The organism is Glaciecola sp. XM2 (genome assembly GCF_018595715.1).
Lineage (GTDB): Bacteria > Pseudomonadota > Gammaproteobacteria > Enterobacterales > Alteromonadaceae > Glaciecola.
In genome coordinates this window covers 83,932-102,505 of sequence record NZ_JAHEOJ010000021.1, presented here as the reverse complement: position 1 = coordinate 102,505, position 18,574 = coordinate 83,932, and the positions used below count along the sequence as shown (strand labels likewise).

The 18,574-nt window shown below is 41.6% G+C and carries 17 protein-coding genes; 11 read left to right on the top strand and 6 right to left on the bottom strand.

What is annotated here, in order from left to right; translation table 11 throughout:
* Positions 1-27: 27 nt before the first annotated feature.
* A complete protein-coding gene (gene dusA / locus KJ365_RS09590) occupies positions 28-1,077 on the bottom strand; it encodes a tRNA dihydrouridine(20/20a) synthase DusA (protein WP_214451437.1) in 1,050 nt (349 codons plus the stop codon).
* 223 nt (positions 1,078-1,300) lie between these two features.
* On the opposite strand from dusA, the gene KJ365_RS09585 reads away from it, so the two are divergent.
* From KJ365_RS09585 to KJ365_RS09565, 5 genes are all read left to right on the top strand, one after another.
* Complete coding sequence (locus KJ365_RS09585; RefSeq protein ID WP_214451436.1) at positions 1,301-3,457, top strand: sensor domain-containing diguanylate cyclase; 2,157 nt, start codon at positions 1,301-1,303, stop codon at positions 3,455-3,457.
* A gap of 180 nt (positions 3,458-3,637) precedes the next feature.
* Positions 3,638-5,698 carry a sensor domain-containing diguanylate cyclase gene (locus tag KJ365_RS09580; RefSeq protein ID WP_214451435.1) on the top strand — a complete coding sequence of 687 codons (2,061 nt, stop codon included), beginning with the start codon at positions 3,638-3,640 and terminating at the stop codon, positions 5,696-5,698.
* A 102-nt stretch (positions 5,699-5,800) separates the two neighbouring features.
* Entirely contained in the window at positions 5,801-6,709 is a 909-nt protein-coding gene (gene yihG / locus KJ365_RS09575; protein WP_214451434.1) for a 1-acylglycerol-3-phosphate O-acyltransferase, YihG family, read from the top strand.
* The gene (gene yihG / locus KJ365_RS09570) at positions 6,706-7,590 is read left to right on the top strand and encodes a 1-acylglycerol-3-phosphate O-acyltransferase, YihG family (protein ID WP_214451433.1); all 885 of its coding nucleotides are present in this window, start codon (positions 6,706-6,708) and stop codon (positions 7,588-7,590) included. Before yihG (KJ365_RS09575) ends, yihG (KJ365_RS09570) begins: the two co-directional genes overlap by 4 nt.
* On the top strand, positions 7,591-8,877 hold the full coding sequence (locus KJ365_RS09565; RefSeq protein WP_214451432.1) for a mechanosensitive ion channel family protein: 1,287 nt from the start codon (positions 7,591-7,593) through the stop codon (positions 8,875-8,877).
* Between the two features lie 65 nt (positions 8,878-8,942).
* Here the strand turns inward: KJ365_RS09565 and KJ365_RS09560 are convergent, their stop codons facing one another.
* Positions 8,943-9,134, bottom strand: a complete 192-nt coding sequence (locus tag KJ365_RS09560; RefSeq protein WP_214451431.1) for a hypothetical protein — start codon at positions 9,132-9,134, stop codon at positions 8,943-8,945.
* 281 nt (positions 9,135-9,415) lie between these two features.
* Here KJ365_RS09560 and KJ365_RS09555 point away from each other — a divergent pair, with 281 nt between their 5' ends.
* Both KJ365_RS09555 and KJ365_RS09550 read left to right on the top strand, forming a co-directional pair.
* Entirely contained in the window at positions 9,416-10,225 is an 810-nt protein-coding gene (locus KJ365_RS09555; protein WP_214451430.1) for a DUF2884 family protein, read from the top strand.
* A 6-nt stretch (positions 10,226-10,231) separates the two neighbouring features.
* On the top strand, positions 10,232-11,080 hold the full coding sequence (locus KJ365_RS09550) for an SDR family oxidoreductase (protein ID WP_214451429.1): 849 nt from the start codon (positions 10,232-10,234) through the stop codon (positions 11,078-11,080).
* Here the strand turns inward: KJ365_RS09550 and KJ365_RS09545 are convergent.
* From KJ365_RS09545 to KJ365_RS09535, 3 genes are all read right to left on the bottom strand, one after another.
* On the bottom strand, positions 11,077-12,498 hold the full coding sequence (locus tag KJ365_RS09545; RefSeq protein WP_214451428.1) for a sodium-dependent transporter: 1,422 nt from the start codon (positions 12,496-12,498) through the stop codon (positions 11,077-11,079). The two genes, KJ365_RS09550 and KJ365_RS09545, sit on opposite strands and share 4 nt — an antisense overlap.
* A gap of 110 nt (positions 12,499-12,608) precedes the next feature.
* The gene (locus KJ365_RS09540) at positions 12,609-13,334 is read right to left on the bottom strand and encodes an SDR family NAD(P)-dependent oxidoreductase (protein WP_214451427.1); all 726 of its coding nucleotides are present in this window, start codon (positions 13,332-13,334) and stop codon (positions 12,609-12,611) included.
* Positions 13,331-13,723, bottom strand: a complete 393-nt coding sequence (locus KJ365_RS09535; RefSeq protein WP_214451426.1) for a thiol-disulfide oxidoreductase DCC family protein — start codon at positions 13,721-13,723, stop codon at positions 13,331-13,333. The genes KJ365_RS09540 and KJ365_RS09535 overlap by 4 nt, the downstream gene beginning before the upstream one ends.
* Before the next feature lie 121 nt (positions 13,724-13,844).
* Here KJ365_RS09535 and msrA point away from each other — a divergent pair, with 121 nt between their 5' ends.
* Positions 13,845-14,378, top strand: coding sequence for a peptide-methionine (S)-S-oxide reductase MsrA (gene msrA / locus KJ365_RS09530; protein WP_214451425.1), 534 nt, complete (start codon positions 13,845-13,847; stop codon positions 14,376-14,378).
* Position 14,379: 1 nt separating this feature from the next.
* Here msrA and KJ365_RS09525 read toward each other — a convergent pair whose 3' ends face one another.
* The gene (locus KJ365_RS09525) at positions 14,380-15,462 is read right to left on the bottom strand and encodes a hypothetical protein (RefSeq protein ID WP_214451424.1); all 1,083 of its coding nucleotides are present in this window, start codon (positions 15,460-15,462) and stop codon (positions 14,380-14,382) included.
* A 132-nt stretch (positions 15,463-15,594) separates the two neighbouring features.
* Here KJ365_RS09525 and KJ365_RS09520 point away from each other — a divergent pair, with 132 nt between their 5' ends.
* The 3 genes from KJ365_RS09520 to KJ365_RS09510 all read left to right on the top strand — a co-directional run bounded on the left by KJ365_RS09520 (position 15,595) and on the right by KJ365_RS09510 (position 18,571).
* Positions 15,595-17,493 (top strand): metallophosphoesterase family protein, encoded by a 1,899-nt coding sequence (locus tag KJ365_RS09520; protein ID WP_250884135.1) that lies wholly within the window; start codon positions 15,595-15,597, stop codon positions 17,491-17,493.
* A 26-nt stretch (positions 17,494-17,519) separates the two neighbouring features.
* Complete coding sequence (gene fldB / locus KJ365_RS09515; protein WP_214451423.1) at positions 17,520-18,056, top strand: flavodoxin FldB; 537 nt, start codon at positions 17,520-17,522, stop codon at positions 18,054-18,056.
* A 110-nt stretch (positions 18,057-18,166) separates the two neighbouring features.
* Complete coding sequence (locus KJ365_RS09510; RefSeq protein ID WP_214451422.1) at positions 18,167-18,571, top strand: ExbD/TolR family protein; 405 nt, start codon at positions 18,167-18,169, stop codon at positions 18,569-18,571.
* Positions 18,572-18,574: the final 3 nt, after the last annotated feature.

The window sequence follows — 18,574 nt, the reverse complement described above, 5'->3', positions numbered from 1 at the left end:
AACGCATGAAGAATTTAACCAATAGGTTTAGCCATTTTGACCAAATTTTAGTGCTTTTTCTTGGGCGTTGATGACTTGCTCATATGCGTCTAGCAGTAAGTTGGGGTTATTGTGCTTACCTGTGCCGTTTTGACTAAGATAGCGGCGCCATATTTTGCCCCCCACTTGGCCTTGGAAGAGACCGAGCACATGTCTAGCGATATGCCAAACTCGAACACCTTGAGCAACCTGATGGTGAATATAATCAGTCATTTGATGGATTACTTGCTCTCGACTTATTACAGCGCCATCAGCTACATAAAATAAGTCAGCGTCTGCTGTAGCCAAAATATATGGATTACTATAAATCTCACGCCCCATCATTACGCCATCAACATTTTTTAAGTGTTGTTTAGCTTGGCTGAAGTCGGTAATGCCGCCATTTATACTAATATAAAGGTGTGGGAACTGCTCTTTAAGACGATATACACGCTCATAATTTAAAGGTGGGATATCTCTGTTTTCTTTAGGACTAAGCCCTTGCAGCCAAGCCTTTCTGGCATGAACAATAAAATGTTCCACACCACTATCGACGAGTGGACTAACGAAAGCTGTTAAGCCTTCGTCATCATCCATATCATCGATGCCAATTCTGCATTTAACGGTGATGGGAATATCCACACTCGCTTTCATATTTTCAACACAACTTGCCACAATCTCGGGATGAGACATTAAGCAGGCACCAAAACTACCGTTTTTCACGCGATCTGATGGGCAGCCCACGTTTATGTTTAGCTCATCATAGCCTTTTTCTTGCGCAATACTCGCACATCGCGCCATATCATCAGGAGCGCTTCCCCCTAGCTGTAAGACAAGTGGGTGCTCTGCTTCATCAAACCCTAGATATTCCCCCTTCCCATAAATGATAGCGCCCGTGGTCACCATCTCTGTATACAGAACAGTATGTTGGCTCAATAATCTTAAAAAATATCGGCAATGCCTGTCCGTCCAATCCAGCATTGGCGCGACAGAGAAGCGGTGATCCAGAAGAGTTCGTTTCAAGGCAATTAAGGGTATCGTTGTAAATTCGGCGCGCATTATAGCTTATTTTCGATACTTTCGTTAAAAACATTTTGCTGTGAGTGATCTGATTTAATAAATCAACTCCCACGCACTACTAAAGTTTGAAAAATCGCAGATTACATGCATAATTAGTGAGTTAATTTACGATTATTATGAAACTTGAGATGAATCCATCTGAGTTATCATTGATTGCCAAAATGACGTTCGACAATTATAAAATCACCTATATAAGGGATGAATGAACGACAGGGAAATAATCATAAAACGACGGCATAATAACGCTGCCACGTCATTTTTTGCGCTTCCTAACCTGCTGTATGGCCTAAATTTCGGTGTGCTGGGCGGGATGGTAAATGCATTTTTGGGTGTGCCGTTCTTCGGTAGCTTTACGTTGTTTTTTGGACAAATATTTGTACTACTGTGTTTAATAACTCGCGGTATAAATTCGGCTGTCGTCGCCGTAGCGATTTCTTCTCTTGTTACTGCCGTGTATGCAGGTGACCCTAACCTCATTATTATTTTTGCGCTTGAGATATTTTTTATCCATATGTTACTCAAACGCGGCTTCTTTTTGCTTCAGTCTGTCATTCTTTACTGGGTTTTATTCGGCATACCGTTATTACTTGCACTGAGTGCGCTTACGTCAGATGCGACACTGCAAGTGCATTTTATCAACGGACTCACCCGAGGCATTAATGGCTTGATATGCGTGTCGGTCGCGGCAATTTTTTATTGGTCCGTCCCCAGCTCTTTCCTGACCACCAGTTATTACAACAAGCCTCCTAAACTTGCGGCACTTATATTTAGTTTATGCATGCTCACAGTTACCTTGCCTGCCATTTTAATATCTTTATTTTTTATTCACCAAGCTACTTATCAAAATGAAAAAACAATCTCTTCTGAACTCAATAATACAACCAATGAGTTAAGTTTAATTACTGAAGGCGCGCTTACAGCGAATACGCGGGCACTCTCGTTACTTGCCAATTACCTCTCAAAAGGCGCGGACTTGCTTGAAACCCAAGATATGATCGCAACGCTGTATGAAAGCGACACACTATTTTCTAGCGTGCTTGTGGTGGACCATACCGGCAAAGTGGTGATCGCTTCGCCTTCAAAAAATGCCCTTAAGTTGATGCGAGAAGGAGATATAAACATCAACAATACGGAGGCGTTTCAGCTGGCTAGACAACGTTATGAGCCTATTTATAGCAATGCCACACAAACTACTCAATTTGATAACGTGCCAACATTTAGCATCGCTGTACCTGTATCAGACCAAAGAGGCTTTCAAGGTTTAGTGAGCGGCTCAATACCGCTAGAGCGGTTTCAAACTTATGTTTTAGATAAGACTAAATCTGAACAAGACTTTATTATTACCGATGCAAATAATAATGTATTGTTAACATCCCTTGGGAAGAGTTTGCCAAGTCTCTCATCCTTCAATATTGAAGAAGAGGAAAATCCTCTAATAAACCTTGTTCCAACATTAAGGCATGAGCAAAATGAGTACCTGTTTTCGAAGATTGACACCGAAAATAGCTGGCAAATTATTGCGTTAACTTCTCCGGAGTCAGCCATTTCAGAATTAATGCAGCGATTTTTGATTCTGTTGTTGAGTACCGGTTTATTATTAATCTCTTTTGCTTTTATAGCTCGCCAACTATCTAAAAAAATAACCCAACCTCTAGAAAATATTGCCAAACGTTTTCCTGATAAAAAAATTAATCCACAAATATTAAAAGACGCAAAAATTAGTCAAGAAACGGTAACGTTGACGAATCGTTTAATCTCATCGCATGCAGTTATGACCGATTTTCAACAACAGTTAAAAGAGCAGGTCGATAATAAAACGCGTCAATTGAAACAACTTAACCAAGAGTTATACTCACTCGCCCAAAAAGACGGGTTAACACAACTTTTGAATCGCGCCGGCTTCAACCGCTTTGCTCTTACATCTTATCGAAACTGTATTCGCAACCATATAACGATGTCTCTCATTTTGATAGATATCGACCATTTCAAGCATATCAACGATACTCATGGGCACTTATTTGGTGATAAATGTATTACCTCTGTGGCTGAAGTATTGCAACATTACTGCAAACGCGATACCGACATCATTGGCCGATTTGGCGGTGAAGAATTTATTATTATGATTGTCGGAGGCGATGTGGTGGAGCATCATGCTCGCATTAAGTTAATAAAAGAGAGCATTGCCAATAACCAAATTATTGAGAAAGAAGATCGTGCTAGCATGACCGTCAGCGCCGGGGTAATAAGTATTAAAGATGATTACACCTTAGATTTTGAATCAATGATAAAACTCGCCGACGACCAGCTTTATCTTAGTAAGCGCACAGGTAGAAATAAAATAAGTACCCTTATTCGATAAATGCGTAGTACACTTGCAAACGAATATCGTGGCGCCATTCGGCGTTCAAATCCAAAACAATAAAAAAGATGCAAGCGATACCGTAGACTGTCGATGAGCCCAAGCGATCAAATAACATCAATAGAGCACTTTCAAAGGTGCCTGTTCCTAGCAATACTAACCATTTCGGTTAACCTTTTTATGATGGTTCCCGTCATTGGTGATGTCACTATTATGCTGGGCAGCGTATTTGTGCTGATGTCTTTGATATTATTGCCTACGCCCTTTATGTTTATTGTTTTATTGAGTAGCGCAGTTAGTCTTTATCTTGCTAATGTGCCATCGCTATTTATTGCCACGCATATCTTAGAAATTATCGTCATCGCGTATTTACTCAAACGCCAGTTTTTTATATTGACAGCCTCTGTGATGTTTTGGGCATTGATGGGTACCCCATTACTGTGGCTGTTAATTAAGTTTAACCCCTCTTTTTTACAGGAAATTCCGTTAGTTATCGCAATCCAATATGGCTTAAATGGTATTTTTAATGCCGCTATTGCGGCATCTATCCTGGCCATCATCCCACTGAGTTACAAGCAATCTCGATTAGCGAGCAAGGAGCGGACGCTTTCAAAGAATATCTTTTCGCTATGTGCATCTTTGATGGTAGTGCCAGTTCTCATTATTTCATTTGTATTTATCGCGCTTACAAGCAGAGAGTATGAAACACTCTTAGTACAAAAGATAAAATCAAACAGCGTTTATGTGGCAGAGCTAACGCAAAACTTTATCGATCAACACAAAACCATCATTGAACATCACGCCATGTTATTAAGCAATGATACGCCTTTAGAAAAGGTGCATGCATCGATGCGAGTCTCCCAGCTTAACTATCCGGCCTTTTTTAGCCTCACTACTGCTGATGCTAACGGGCAGCTATTATTTTTTGCCCCAGAAAAGTTGAATACCGAAATTGCGGGCTTGCCAGATGAGCTCAAAAGTGTGGCTGATAGGGCATACTTTAGAATGGCACGCGACAATAAAAGAACTACCCTTTCAAATACACTGCTTAGTCGCGGTGTTGTCGTCGCCCCCATGATTTCGGTGGCTTCACCTATTTTTAAAAATAACGTATTTGATGGGATCGTGTTTGGTGCTATTAACCTTCATGCAATGAACGCCTTCAAATCGCGCATTGAGCCAATTTCAACAGATGCCGCTGTGGTAATAACCGATTCTGACAATCTCACTGTTTATGCTTCAGATGAAGGGATCGCCCGTCCACTATCGACTTTCTTGCCCTTACCTAGTTATCACTACATTATCAGTAAGCTCCCCGTCTTAAATAATGACGATAAGCGATATGCATACTTTAGAAGTACAACCGATTATGGTTGGAATATTTACATTTTAACCGAGTCCAGTAGCTTCACTAAACACTTGCGAGATAACTTTGTCATTGCCAGTGTGTGCCTACTTATCGTTATGGGTATCTTTTTATTATTTGCATATAAATTAGCACATCAAATTACTCAGCCATTAGTCGCTATGCTAAACGCCGATGAAGAAACCGTTTCTTTAGATAATCGTTACCCAAATAGTAAAGAGTTTTCAGATGTAGCAAATAAACTCAAACGCACACAGTTTCTTATGCGCAACTTTGAAAATAGACTTAAACAACAAGTAACTGAGAAAACTGAGCAGCTCGAACAACTCAATTTACAGCTCGCAGCGCAAGCGCGGGAAGATGGCATGACCCACCTGCTCAATCGCAGTGGCTTTGACGAACTCGCCTTAAACGCAATAAAAACAAGCTACCGCCTAGGGCAACCCTTTAGTATGGCCTTACTCGACATAGACCACTTTAAAAAGATTAACGACAACTATGGGCATTTAATGGGCGATAAATGCCTGCAAGCCTTTTCAGCCCTAATGCAGCGAAACTGTAAGCGTGATACAGACATTATTGGGCGATACGGAGGTGAGGAATTCGTAATCCTCATGTCTGGTAAAAATATCCATGCACATCATCAACTGATGCAAAATATCCATCAGCAAACCCGCAACATTTCATTGAAGCAGGCAGATACTGGCGAACTTATTAAGTTTACCGTCAGTATTGGCATTTGTAGCGTATTGGGAAATGCCAACCTCGAACTACAAGAAATTGTAAAACTTGCAGATGAAGAGTTATATAAATGCAAGCGCGCCGGCAGAGACCGAATTTCAGCAATGACAGTGGGCTACAGCGATAACATTTGAATATCGTGCTGATGTTTGCTCAAACCTTCGAACCTGAGTGACTAGGATTGCGCTTGTTTATGAGTATAATTACGCGACTATCGCCGCTAAAATAAAAACAATATGAAGCCATTTTTGCACTTAGTAAACGGCACCATCGCAGTGGTGTTATATTTTATCAACACGGTCATGCTCGTCATCCCGCTGTTATTTTTCTCCATTTTCAAGCTTATACCTCAGCCTACTTGGCGCAAATGGATGTCCAAAGTAGTAGATAGCATTGCAACCCTTTGGATAAGCGTGAACAATCTTAACCAAAGCATTTTTTCTCGCACAAAGTTTGAGATAAAAGCTAAGCCTGACCTCTCTCTCAACAATTGGTATTTAGTGATCTCGAATCATCAGTCTTGGGTGGATATTTTAGTGCTCCAACGTGTTTTTAACCGAAACATTCCATTTTTGAAGTTTTTCCTCAAAAAGAATCTCATTTATGTTCCATTTTTGGGACTGGCTTGGTGGGCCTTAGATTTCCCATTTATGCAACGTTACAGTCGTGCTTATCTTGAAAAGCATCCACATTTAAAAGGTAAGGATCTTGAAACTACCAAAAGAGCATGCGAAAAATTTGAGTTTAAGCCGGTCAGTATTATGAATTTTGTAGAAGGCACTCGCTTCGAACCTTCCAAACAAAAGCCAGGGGATCCATATAAACACCTGTTGCCTCCCAAATCAGGCGGTATCGCATTTGTTTTAAGTGCCATGGGGGAGCGCCTTGATAAACTGGTCAATGTTACTTTATTTTATCCAGATGGCATTCCTAGCTATTGGGATTTTATTAGCGGAAAAGTGAATAAGATTGTTGTGGATATTGAAACGATCGACATAAAGCAACTCTATGATGACGGCATCTTCTCAGAAGCATACTTTGAAGACGACCAGCATAAACAAACTTTTCAAAACTACGTGAATGCGCTCTGGCACGATAAAGATGCTAAACTCCAGCAACTTAACGATGAGCATCAATCTACATGACAAAACTTAGAAGCTTTCTAATCTTTCCTATTCATCTCACAATTCAACTTTGTAATTTGGCACTATGGGGTGGATTAGTCATATTTTTTGGGTTAATTAAACTCATTATTCCTATTAGAAGTGTCCAAGAAATCCTGCTAAATGTGATGCACCGCTTATATTTTTCCTTTGGCATTTTTAGCGTTGCCATCATAAAAGCATTTAATCGCATAGAGATACGCATAGAAATTGACGAAGCCTTGTCGAAACAGAAATGGTATTTGATAACGGCCAATCATATTAGCTATCTGGATATTATTTTACTTATCGATTTCTGCGCACCGCGTATCCCACCTCCTAAGTTTTTTCTCAAAAAAGAACTCATTTGGCTACCTTTTGTTGGCATAGCCGCCTGGGCATTAGACATGCCTTTTATGCGGCGCTATTCGCAAGCCTTTGTGCAAAAGAATCCGCATTTAAGAGGCAAAGATATCGAAACAACTAAAAAATACTGTATGCGCTACAAACATAAACCGACTACCGTCATCAACTTTGTTGAAGGCACTCGTTTTACACCACAAAAGCACAAACTCAAGCAAAGTCCTTTTTCACATCTAATGCGACCGAAAGCTGGGGGCGTTGCCTTTACGCTTTCAGCAATGGGTGAGCTTTTTAGTAATATTCTTGATATAACATTGGCTTATCCCGACTCTCGTCACCCAATGATGGATATGTTGTGTGGCAGAATGACAAAGATAGTAATTGATGTAACTACCTTACCTGTTACAGATGAGTTAATCGGTGATTACTTTAATAATCAAGCGTTTCAAAGCCATTTCCAACAATGGTTAAATACGCTTTGGGAAAAGAAGAACGCACGCATGCGTGCTTGGATGAATTAGATGCAAACGATTAGTGCAGCACAGCAAACCGCTTCTTATTTTAACGAGGTTATTACCAAGTTAGCCGAATATCTTGGTCTAAGCACCCAAGCGGGTAGTTTAGTGCATCAATGGCTTGGCTTAGGGGTGCTAATCGGGGCTGCTGTATTAGGATGGCTGGTTGCGCTTTTTGTGCTGCGCTTTAAGGTTGCCAGATTAGTCAACTTTTCCAAGTCTACTTGGGACGACACATTGTTGCACAATGGCGTGTTTCGACGACTTGCCATGCTGGTACCAGGGCTCATCGTATACTTTGGAATAAATGCCTTCTTAATTGTTGACAGCCAGATGTATCAGGTCGTTAACAACCTAAGCATTATCTATATTATGCTCGGTGTTTATTTTGTCGCGCAAGCATGCCTAAGTGCGACAGAACAAATATATAAGTCCACCCGCTTTGCAAAGAAAGCGCCTATCACCGGATTTATACAAGTTGGGCGCTTACTGTTTACCCTTGCACTGATTTTCTTGCTCATCTCACTGTTGCTAGGTAAAAGCCCGATATACTTATTATCAGGTCTTACTGCCATTGCCGCGGTGCTGCTGCTGATTTTCAGAGATACTATTTTAGGGTTTGTAGCGGGCATTCAGATTGCAGCTAACCGCATGTTCAATACTGGCGACTGGATTGAAATGCCAAAGTATAACGTTGATGGTGAAATCCTCGAAATCGGCCTCACAGTCGTGAAAGTTCAGAATTGGGATAAAACCATAAGCACCCTTCCCTCATACAGCCTTATCACCGAAGCGATTAAAAACTGGCGAGGGATGAGCGAGTCTGGTGGACGCAGAATAAAACGCGCGATTTATATAGACCTGCAAAGCCTGCAATTTGCAAACGAAGAAGACTTAATGAGATGGCAAAAGCTCGCTATTTTGCAGCCTTATCTAGCCAGCAAAAAGTTGCTTTTAGAAGAAGACTCAAAGGAGCTAACAAATAAACAGTTAGATATTATTAACGGGCGCAAGCTTACAAATATTGGCACGTTCAGAGCCTATATTAAGGAGTATTTAGCACAACACAAAGACATCAACCACGATATGACCTGCATGGTTCGTCAGTTGCCACCTAAAGAAACCGGATTACCGCTTGAGGTGTATTGTTTTAGTAAAAATCAGAATTGGGTTGAATACGAGGGGATTCAGGCAGATATTTTTGATCATATTTTATCAATGATGCCTTATTTTAACTTAAGAACATACCAACGCATTACTAACACAAAACAAGATAGCGAATTACTACGTTAAAAACGGAAAAGTAATTACGTCATCTTATTTCGTGTTTGCGCTTAAACTGTCTTGAAATAGAGGTTTTAGCTTAATGCGTAAGCTAACAAGCCAGTGATCACCAGACCTGTTACACCTAAAAAGCCATATTCAATGCGTTCTTGGAAGGCTTCTTGGCCCTTCTTAGTAGAAATAATGGCCATGACAATACAGCTTAAACCAAGCACTAATGCCAGCATCATCACACCAAACAATACCGTGCCAACTAATTCATTCATAAGGGTTCCTGATTAAATAAAAACGGCGGCTATTATGCCCGAAACGTTCAAAAATCACTATGCGACAAAAGTATTTTTTAAACAATAATGATCTTGGTCAATTTTGCGAATTTTATCGCATTTTCACCTTTTACTGACTATATTAACAAAAAAGTGTTCTATTGGATTTTTAACTGTTTGTTTTATAGAGCATATTTACTTGGTCTAATATTTGCTATTCCAGAATTGACAGTTCACAAACTGCACTATCGTTTCACCGCTTGGTTGCTTAAGGAAATACTATGAAAATGCATAAAACAATTCTTGTCGCTGTTGGCTTTATCTCAATGTTTAGTCACAACGCAGTCGGACACAATTTACAAAATGATGCGTGTGAGGTTAGGCTGCAAGGAGACTTAGTCTTAGTAGACGGCCAGGTTACCTTATCGGATGAAAATGATGCGGTTATTGTATTAAATCGTTCAGGTGAAGCGACGGTCAATGGTCGTACACTCGTCCTAAACACCAACGAGCAAGCTCGCGTGACAAGCTACGTAGAAGGAATAGAATACGCTGTGCCGCGCGCTATTGAGCTTGCGGCAAATGCCATTGAATTAACAAATTTTGCGCTTACCGAGGTATTTACTGGATTACTTGGACAGGACAGCAGGCTAGTGAAGCTTTTAAATGAGAAGCTTACTGCGTTAAAGCAAAAACTGGACGCGCATATATATCAAACGCCAAACGCTATCACCTTTAAAGGCGATGTATTCGGACTCAATGAAACCGGTAAAAGCGAGTTAGAAAAAGAAATTGACGCAGCGGTCGAAGATTTACTTGCTACCGCAATGGCAGAAATGTTTATCGCATTGGGTAAGGGTATGCTTTCAGGAAATGGAGGGCTACAGGAGTTAGAAAGTAAAATGAATAATTTAGGTGACCAATTAGAAGCTACCATCGAAACTGAATCGCAAAAATTAGCTGACGATGCACAAGCGCTGTGTGACAGTATTGAGCTATTAGACATACAAGAAAGTCAGCTAAACAATATTGACGGACTGCAAGATTTAGACTTCTTTGAGTACCAAGCTGTAAATCGTTTGAAGGCTTAACATCTAATGCAAGCATCAATTATTGGCCTAGGGTGGCTTGGATTACCGCTAGCTCGCAATATTCAGGACGCTGGAGGCGATGTTATCGGTACTACAAGAACCCCCGAGAAACGCCAGCGTTTAGAGCAAGAGGGTTTCAAAGCGCTATTATTTGATGTGTTCGATGACGCCATTGCAGAGCAACTTCCTGCCGCGTTTTTCGAAAATAGGCAGTTGATCATCAATATTGCGCCTGGACGGCGCAATATTGAGGCAAAGCGTTACATTGATGCTATTTCCTCGCTTATTTCTCATGCATTTACTCATGGCGCATCACATTTAACGTTTGTTAGCACCACCTCGGTTTTCGGGGAGCAACATGGCGTTTTGAATGAATCAAGCCCAGTGATGCCAGTATCTAATTCCGCCATTGCGCACTCACAATTAGAACAGTACCTATTGAATGTATTTACCGATAAGTCTTGCGTGATTCGATTAGCCGGATTAATTGGCCCCCAAGCAGATATTCAAGCAAGTGACATCCGCCATCCAGTTACCTCATTAGTTAAACGAGAGGAAATTACCGGTGGCAACGCGGTTGTAAATTTAGTGCATCAATTTGACGCCATACAGTGCATTTTTAGCATTATGAAGCACAAACACGTAGGCAAGATATTTCATGCGTGCGCAACTGACCATCCCACTCGCAAAGACTATTATACTTGGGCGGCTCAGCAGATGGGATTATCAAGCCCTAAGTTTATTAATGATGGGGATACAGCTAGTAAGATTATTGATGCAAGTGAAAGTTTTAAGAGCCTTGGGGTAACATTGCGCTACCCCAGTCCCTACGATATGTTATCGGATAAGCGCTAACCAATAAGCGCTACACCGAAATATTTAAGTGCTACCGTGTTAACAAAAATAAGCAACAAAATGCCTGGGATAAACGTACCCAGTGAGAAGTTGACATAACGCTCAAACAGACTGTTTTTAAACTCTGGTGCGCCTCGGTCCAATTCTTCATTAAAGTTGTGTTTTTTCCAGCGGTAAATAACAAACAAGCAAATTAACAGTCCATTCAACGGTAAGATTGTGTCGTAAAAAACGTCATATACTAAATCGAAGAACGAACGATCGGCGCCTGCATAGCTGACAAAGTTCGTAAAGAACTCAACGAAGCCAAATGACAGCGCGCAAAACGCCGAGAACACAATTAGCAAGCTAACGCATAATAACAATGCCTTCTTCCGCTCCATCCCCTTCTCACTCATGAGTGCAGCAACCGGCACCTCGAATATAGAAACAATGGAAGTAATGGCAGCAAAGAAAACAAGCAAGAAGAAGAAGCTTGCTACTGCACTGGCGCCAAAGTACCCAATTGAGTTCTGCAACTCTAAAAAGATTTGCGGTAAGTAAGAAAAGATCATCGATATCGACGACTCACTTAACTCATCTGGGTTAACTTCTGGGTTGAAAGAAAAGATTGCGGGTAAAATCATTAGGCCAGCAGCGAAGGCAACAGCGGTATCAGTAAGTGCTACAAGTTTCGCAGAGCTAGGTAAGTTGGCTCTCGTATCAATATAACTGCCATAGGTAATCATGATCCCCATACCAAGAGACAGTGAGAAGAAAGCTTGTGCTAACGCACCGTTGACAACACCAGCATCAATTTTGCTTATATCAGGGATCAGATAGTATCTAACGCCTGCAAAAGCGTTTTCGCGGGTTAATACAAACACCACTAAAATGATAAGCATAATGAATAATGCTGGCATCAGTATCTTCGCCGCTTTTTCAATCCCTTCTTTTACACCGCCGCGCAATATGGCATAGATGATTGCCACAACGCCGGCCATATATATAAATAGGTTCGAACTGGTAATAAAGTTACCAAAGGTTTCTGGCTGTGCGAGCTCGTCTAAGTTGCCAATAGACGATTCAAATAAATAGCCAAAAATCCAAACCGTAATGACCAGATAAAAGACGGCAATCATAAAAGGCGTGATGATTGACAACCAACCGGCCATACGCCAACCTCGGTTATGTCCTGATAGATTGGTTAGTGCTCCTAAAGGGTCTTTCTGAGATGCCCGCCCAACGGTCATTTCAGCGATCATTACCGGTAGACAAATGAAAGCGACGAAAATCGCGTACATGATAAGAAATGCACCACCGCCGTTTTTAGCAGCGCCCACTGGAAACCCAACTAGGTTACCAATCCCGACTGCCGATCCGGCTGCGGCTAAAATAAAGCCCAGTTTAGAGCCAAATTGCTCTCTTGAACCTGCCATGTGTTGTCCTTTTTTCTTATTATTTTGTGCAGATGTTAACAGCCATTAACAAAAAAGTCTTTACGCAAAATACATAATTCACGCAAAGACGATGCCTTAATTTTTGCGTACTACCAGTTAATCGTTTTTCCATCCCAATCTAAATAATAGGGTGAACCCTCTGGGTCTAAATTAGATGTATGCAGAATAAGCTTTTGCGCGGTAAACTCTGGCGTGAATAGCTTGCTGGCTTTCACATTACTTTGAAACGGTTTTGAAAGCTCTGTGTCTACGGTTCCAGGATGATAAGACACCAATACTGTATTTGGCGCTCTTCTTTTGTATTCAACCGCAGCAGTTTTTACAATCATGTTGAGCGCAGCTTTTGAGGCGCGATACCCATACCAGCCGCCCAATTGATTTTCGCTAATACTGCCAACGCGCGCACTAAAGACCGTAATGACGGCATGCGCTTTATCAACTAAATGAACGGCGTATTTGAGCCAAAGTGCAGGCACAACCGTGTTAACTTTAAAGTACTCCTCGAACTGTGCTAAATTCATATCCTCTAGCCGCTTTTCTGGCTTTAATGTTTGATTACCAGAGGTATGCAACACTCCGGTACAACACACAATCTGAGTAAACTGAAATTTCGTTTTTTGCTGGTCGACAAATGCTTTAATCTGCGTTTCGTCTGTTGAGTCGATAAGAATATGTTCATGGTTAGCGGATAAGGGTTCAAGAGCTTGCCGCGAGACAGTGACTAAGTGTTCAAGGCTTGCATCATTAATAAACTGTTTAATAAGTGCTTGGGCAATGCCGCCGCTTGCGCCAATTAGTAATACGTTTTTTTTCATTTCAATTTGCTCTCACAGTGGCTTTCACATCGCTCTTTACGAGTGAGCAGGTAAGATATTTTATGTCTTCGCTTTGCAAACAAAAGATATATTTTATCAAACACACTGCGCAAAATGGGTAGGCGAGTGATGCCATACAGCCAGCGTACCCCAATTCTTGACCATGCCTCATGCATAACATCGAATCCAACCACCATCCGACCATCCTCATGTTGCCCATGAATTCTTGCATCAAGTGCTTGGTAGTCAAGGTGCGGGTATGAGTCAGCAAAATCTGCTGCAGTGATGTCTACAAAGGCCAATCGATTTTCAGTGTTGCGCTTCTTCAAATGTTCGATTTCAATCTCACACAGCGGGCACTGTCCATCATAAAAAATCTTAAATGCCACTACATTTACCTGATTTGCTTAGTGTAAAGATGGTTACGCAAATAATTGTTGAACAGATGACTTGAAAAGAGAATCGATGGCACACACTTATATCCTACAGTGTAAAAGGAGACATACAAATATGGCGACAGAATCCATTGTATTAGGTGGCGGTTGTTTTTGGTGCATAGAATCTGCTTTCAACAGCGTTGATGGGGTAGTGAGTGCTTATTCAGGCTACGCTAACGGTTCTGTCGAAAACCCTAGCTATGAGGCGGTATGTACCGGTAACACTGGGCATAACGAGGTTGTTGAAGTGAATTTTGATACTGACGTTATCAGCCGACGAGAAATTCTTGAAATATTTTTTGCGCTTCATGATCCCACGCAGCTCAATCGTCAAGGTAATGATGTCGGTACGCAATATCGCAGTGGCATCTATTTTAAGTCGAATGAACAAAAGCAGGATGCGCTAGCAATTATTGAAGAAATACGCGAGGCAGAAATTTGGCCTGGCGAAGTGGTTACCGAAGTTGAACCACTTGGTTTATATTTTCAGGCCGAAGATTATCATCAGGACTACTTTAGCAATAACCCTCAAAATGTATATTGCAATATGGTGGTTGCACCCAAACTAGCGAAGTTTAAAAAGACCTTCGCTAGTCGCTTAAAGTAAGTTAACGCTTTACAAACCAGTTTGAATCAATGGGCAGCGAGAATATAAGCGGAGACATACGTTCATACTTCTCGCGCTGTGACTCACATGTGACATTCTTTAAGTAATTAACCTTCCAAGGGTCGTTGATCAGTATTAGTTGCTGATCTGCGACCGCAACCCCTTCAATCGAAGCATTATCCATTTTGTAATTTGTAGCGCATTGGGCATCATCGCTTTGCGCCAAAAAGACAAGGGGAATAATAGTGGTTGGCTGCTGTGCAGTTAAATCAATCACCCACAGCTCGTTGTCATTTCTCGCGGCAGCAAGCAAATAACCATCTGATGCATCATCCGGATAATATATATCCATGCCGTTAATAGGGTGATTTCCCTGACTAAAGACAGGCATGTTGAGCTGAGCATCTTCTACTTGTAAAAACCGCTCAGTCTGCTCGAACACATCCGCTGAGAGGGCTACTTTAAATACCCTAGGCTGCCCTGCATTATCTTTTTCTAGTCCTAGATACAGTGTATTGTCTTTTGCAATGGATAAGCCCTCTATGCCGTCGTTAGGAAAGTCTCCTACTTGAGCCTCGTGAGGAAACTGTATCGCTCGAACACCGCTGACGATTAGCTCTTCATCTTGCTTGGTGACTTCTACGAGTAGCGTTGGATACTCAGTAGAGCCGGTTTTGGCAAAGTCATCCGCACATTTGCCACTTAGTATTGGGCTGTTCGTGGCATCTTCTGTGACTAAAAGCCATGCATTCCTTTTAAACGGATGCAAAACAATCGCCTCATAATCTGGGTTGTCACCCAGATATGTAGCAAAACAACTGTTAATTACCTTCGCACTTAAGCGCATCGGTCCGTAACGTTTAATTATTGCACCACTATCTCTATCTAATAAATGCAATTGTTGTATCTGGCTTTTATCCGCGCTTCTGTCAGAAATGGTCCATAGTCCGACTTCATCGTTAATCAGTCCTGAGGTTTGCGGGTCTAGCATGGTTTCACCACTTTCTTCTAGTACCCATTGCCCAGTTGTCTCAACAGCCTCCAATACACGTGGTGGTTGTGCACTTGAGCAGCTCCAAATCAATAAAGGGCTTAAACAAACGATAAATCTACACAGTTTTTTACACTTAGATGTTAACACCTGACTTCTATCTCTCTGCTGGCGTGATATGCTGTGAATATGATACCGACTTTTATGGCTCCTGATCACTAAAATATGTCAGATAATTCAATACCCTCGATTATTGCTGGACCGATGTTGCGTCATGTTGATGAAAAGGTCATTACCATTTGGCTTGTCACCAAAGATGACACCCCCATCCATGCGCAGTTATTCGATGAGAATGATGCGGCGATTGGTATTGACGAGAAAAAAACCGAAGTCTTAAGCCTGTGTTTAGGCAAGCATTGTTTTATCCGCTTAGTGCGCATGGTGCCCAGCCAAACGCTGTCGTTAAACGCTCAGTATGCTTACAACATGAACCTTGAAGATGACCAAGGCAAATTGACTTCGCTTAACCAACTGTTACCTGATATTTTTTATGAATATGAAAAAAACCTCTCTTTTGCATTGAAAAAAGATCTAACCAATGTGGTGCACGGAAGCTGTCGAAAGGCACATTTTAGCAAAGGGAGTGACGCCTTACCGCAACTCGATAAGCTTTTAAAAAAGTGCGATCAAGGCACAACACCTGAGGACTACCCTGATTTACTGCTGCTTACCGGCGACCAAGTCTACGTCGATGATGTTGCCGGCCCAATGCTGCATGCCATAAATCAAGTGATTGATTTGCTTGGATTACATCACGAAAGCTTTACCGATAGTATCATTGAGCACTCTTCAGAACTTGCCGACCATAAATTTAGTTTCTATGATCGTGAAAAGCTATTTCCTGAAGTGGATGAAAACGATGATCTGACCAAGGCTTTTTTTAAAGGTGCCCGCAAACCCGTTTTCACCTCGGTAAACGCTCACAATCACTTAATTGCGCTAAATGAAGTCATTGCGCTGTACTTATTATCATGGTCAAGCCGGCTGTGGCCCCTTGTAAAAGAAACAAAGCAGGGCTTAAATGAAACCCTAACCGCACAATACAACGCAGAAGCGAAAAGCATCGAACTCTTCTGTTCAAGCCTAGACGCTGTAGAGCGCGCCCTCGCCCACGTACCTACTTATATGATATTCGACGATCATGATGTGACTGACGACTGGAATCTCACAAGAGGTTGGGAAGAACAAGTCTACGGCAACGCCTTTTCAAAACGGATGGTGGGTAATGCACTATGTGGGTATTTTTTATGCCAAGGACTTGGCAATCCATATACCGCAATGAAACCTTTAGTAAAAAAAGCACAAGCTGTTTTTACTCATGATGGCCTAAACAAACAAGATGCATTTATAGATACTTTGCTTGAATTCGATAAGTGGCATTATCAGCTCAACACCAGCCCCCCGGTGCATGTGCTTGATACTCGCACCCAAAGATGGCGCAGTGAATCAAATAAAAATAAACCTTCTGGCCTGATGGACTGGGAGGGATTATGTGAGTTGCAACAAAATATCATCGGCAAAAAGTCCGTTATTATGGTGTCGGCGGCGCCTGTTTACGGGGTTAAATTCATTGAAACTATTCAACGCGTATTCACCGCCTTTGGCGGGGCGTTGATTGTGGATGCAGAGAATTGGATGGCGCATAGAGGCACCGCTAGTGTAATGCTAAATATTTTTAGGCATATTAAAACACCACCGTTGTTTATCATTTTGTCAGGTGATGTTCACTACTCGTTTGTATACGATATTTCTTTGCGCTTTAGACGCAACAGTCCAAAGATATTACAATTCACATGCTCGGGCATGCACAATGAATTCCCAGACAAATTACTCACTTGGTTTGAACGCTTGAATAGATGGCTTTATGGACACCGTTCACCACTTAACTGGCTCACTAAACGCCGAAATATGTCGGTTAAACAGCGAAAGCCACAAGGCAGTGAGCGAGACGTGATCAATGCATGCAGTATTGGCGTACTGCAACTAGAACAAGACGGAACAGAAAAAGCCTGTAAAGTGATAAGGGCAGATGGCAGTCAGGTCGTGTTCAAACCTTCTGCATAAGCTATTGAGATGAGAAATAAAGTTTTATGAGCAACAATAAGCGAATGGCAATTTTTTATGGCTCTACTACGTGTTATACAGAGATGGCCGGCGAAAAAATTCAAGCCCAATTGCAGGCTATTACCAACCAAGCAATTGACCTTTTTGACATTAAAGATACACCATTAAGTCGCTCGCAAGACTATGACATCGTCATTTTTGGCATTTCCACATGGGATTTTGGTGAGCTTCAAGAAGATTGGGAGTCTACTTGGGATGACATATCTAGTTTAAACTTCAGCGGAAAAATCTTGGCACTTTTTGGCCTAGGTGATCAGCTAGGTTATGCAGATTGGTTTCAAGATGCATTGGGCATGCTACATGACGAACTGATTGTACTAGGTGGCGACATAGTCGGCTACTGGCCTGTCGCAGGGTATGAGTTTGTTGCCTCAAAGGGTGTAACCGAAGACGGCGAATATTTTGTAGGGTTAAGCTTAGATGATGAAAATCAGTTTGATATGAGCGAGGAGCGCATCGCCTCGTGGTGCAAGCAAATTGCCGCTGAATGCGAGATTGCATAAATATCATGTGAATTATTTAAAAAATGTTATAGAAAATTACGCCTTTGCTCTATGCATTTTGGTTTGAATAGATATACTATAGCGATAAGTAAGTAAGAGAGCTGTGAATAATGAAGAGAAAAAAGCATACAGCCGCGGATGATGACGCGCAAATCGACATGACACCGATGCTAGACATAGTGTTCATAATGCTAATATTTTTTATCGTAACAACGACTTTTTCATCTGAGAAAGGTTTAAGTGCGAACCGTCCAAAAGATAACACGCCAACGAACACGCCAAGCAAAGCGTTGTCTATTCGTATCGATGATACAGGGCAAATCATGATGGGTGGACGTATTGTTGATATTCGTCGTGTTGTTGCTAACACGCAGACATATCTAGCTGAAAACGCCACTGAAACGGCTGCTATTCAAGCTCATGAAAATACTGAGCATGGTATTGTGGTAGAAGTCATGGACCAAGTAAAATTAGCAGGTATTAGAAACGTTTCTATCTTAGTTAAGAAAGACTAACGG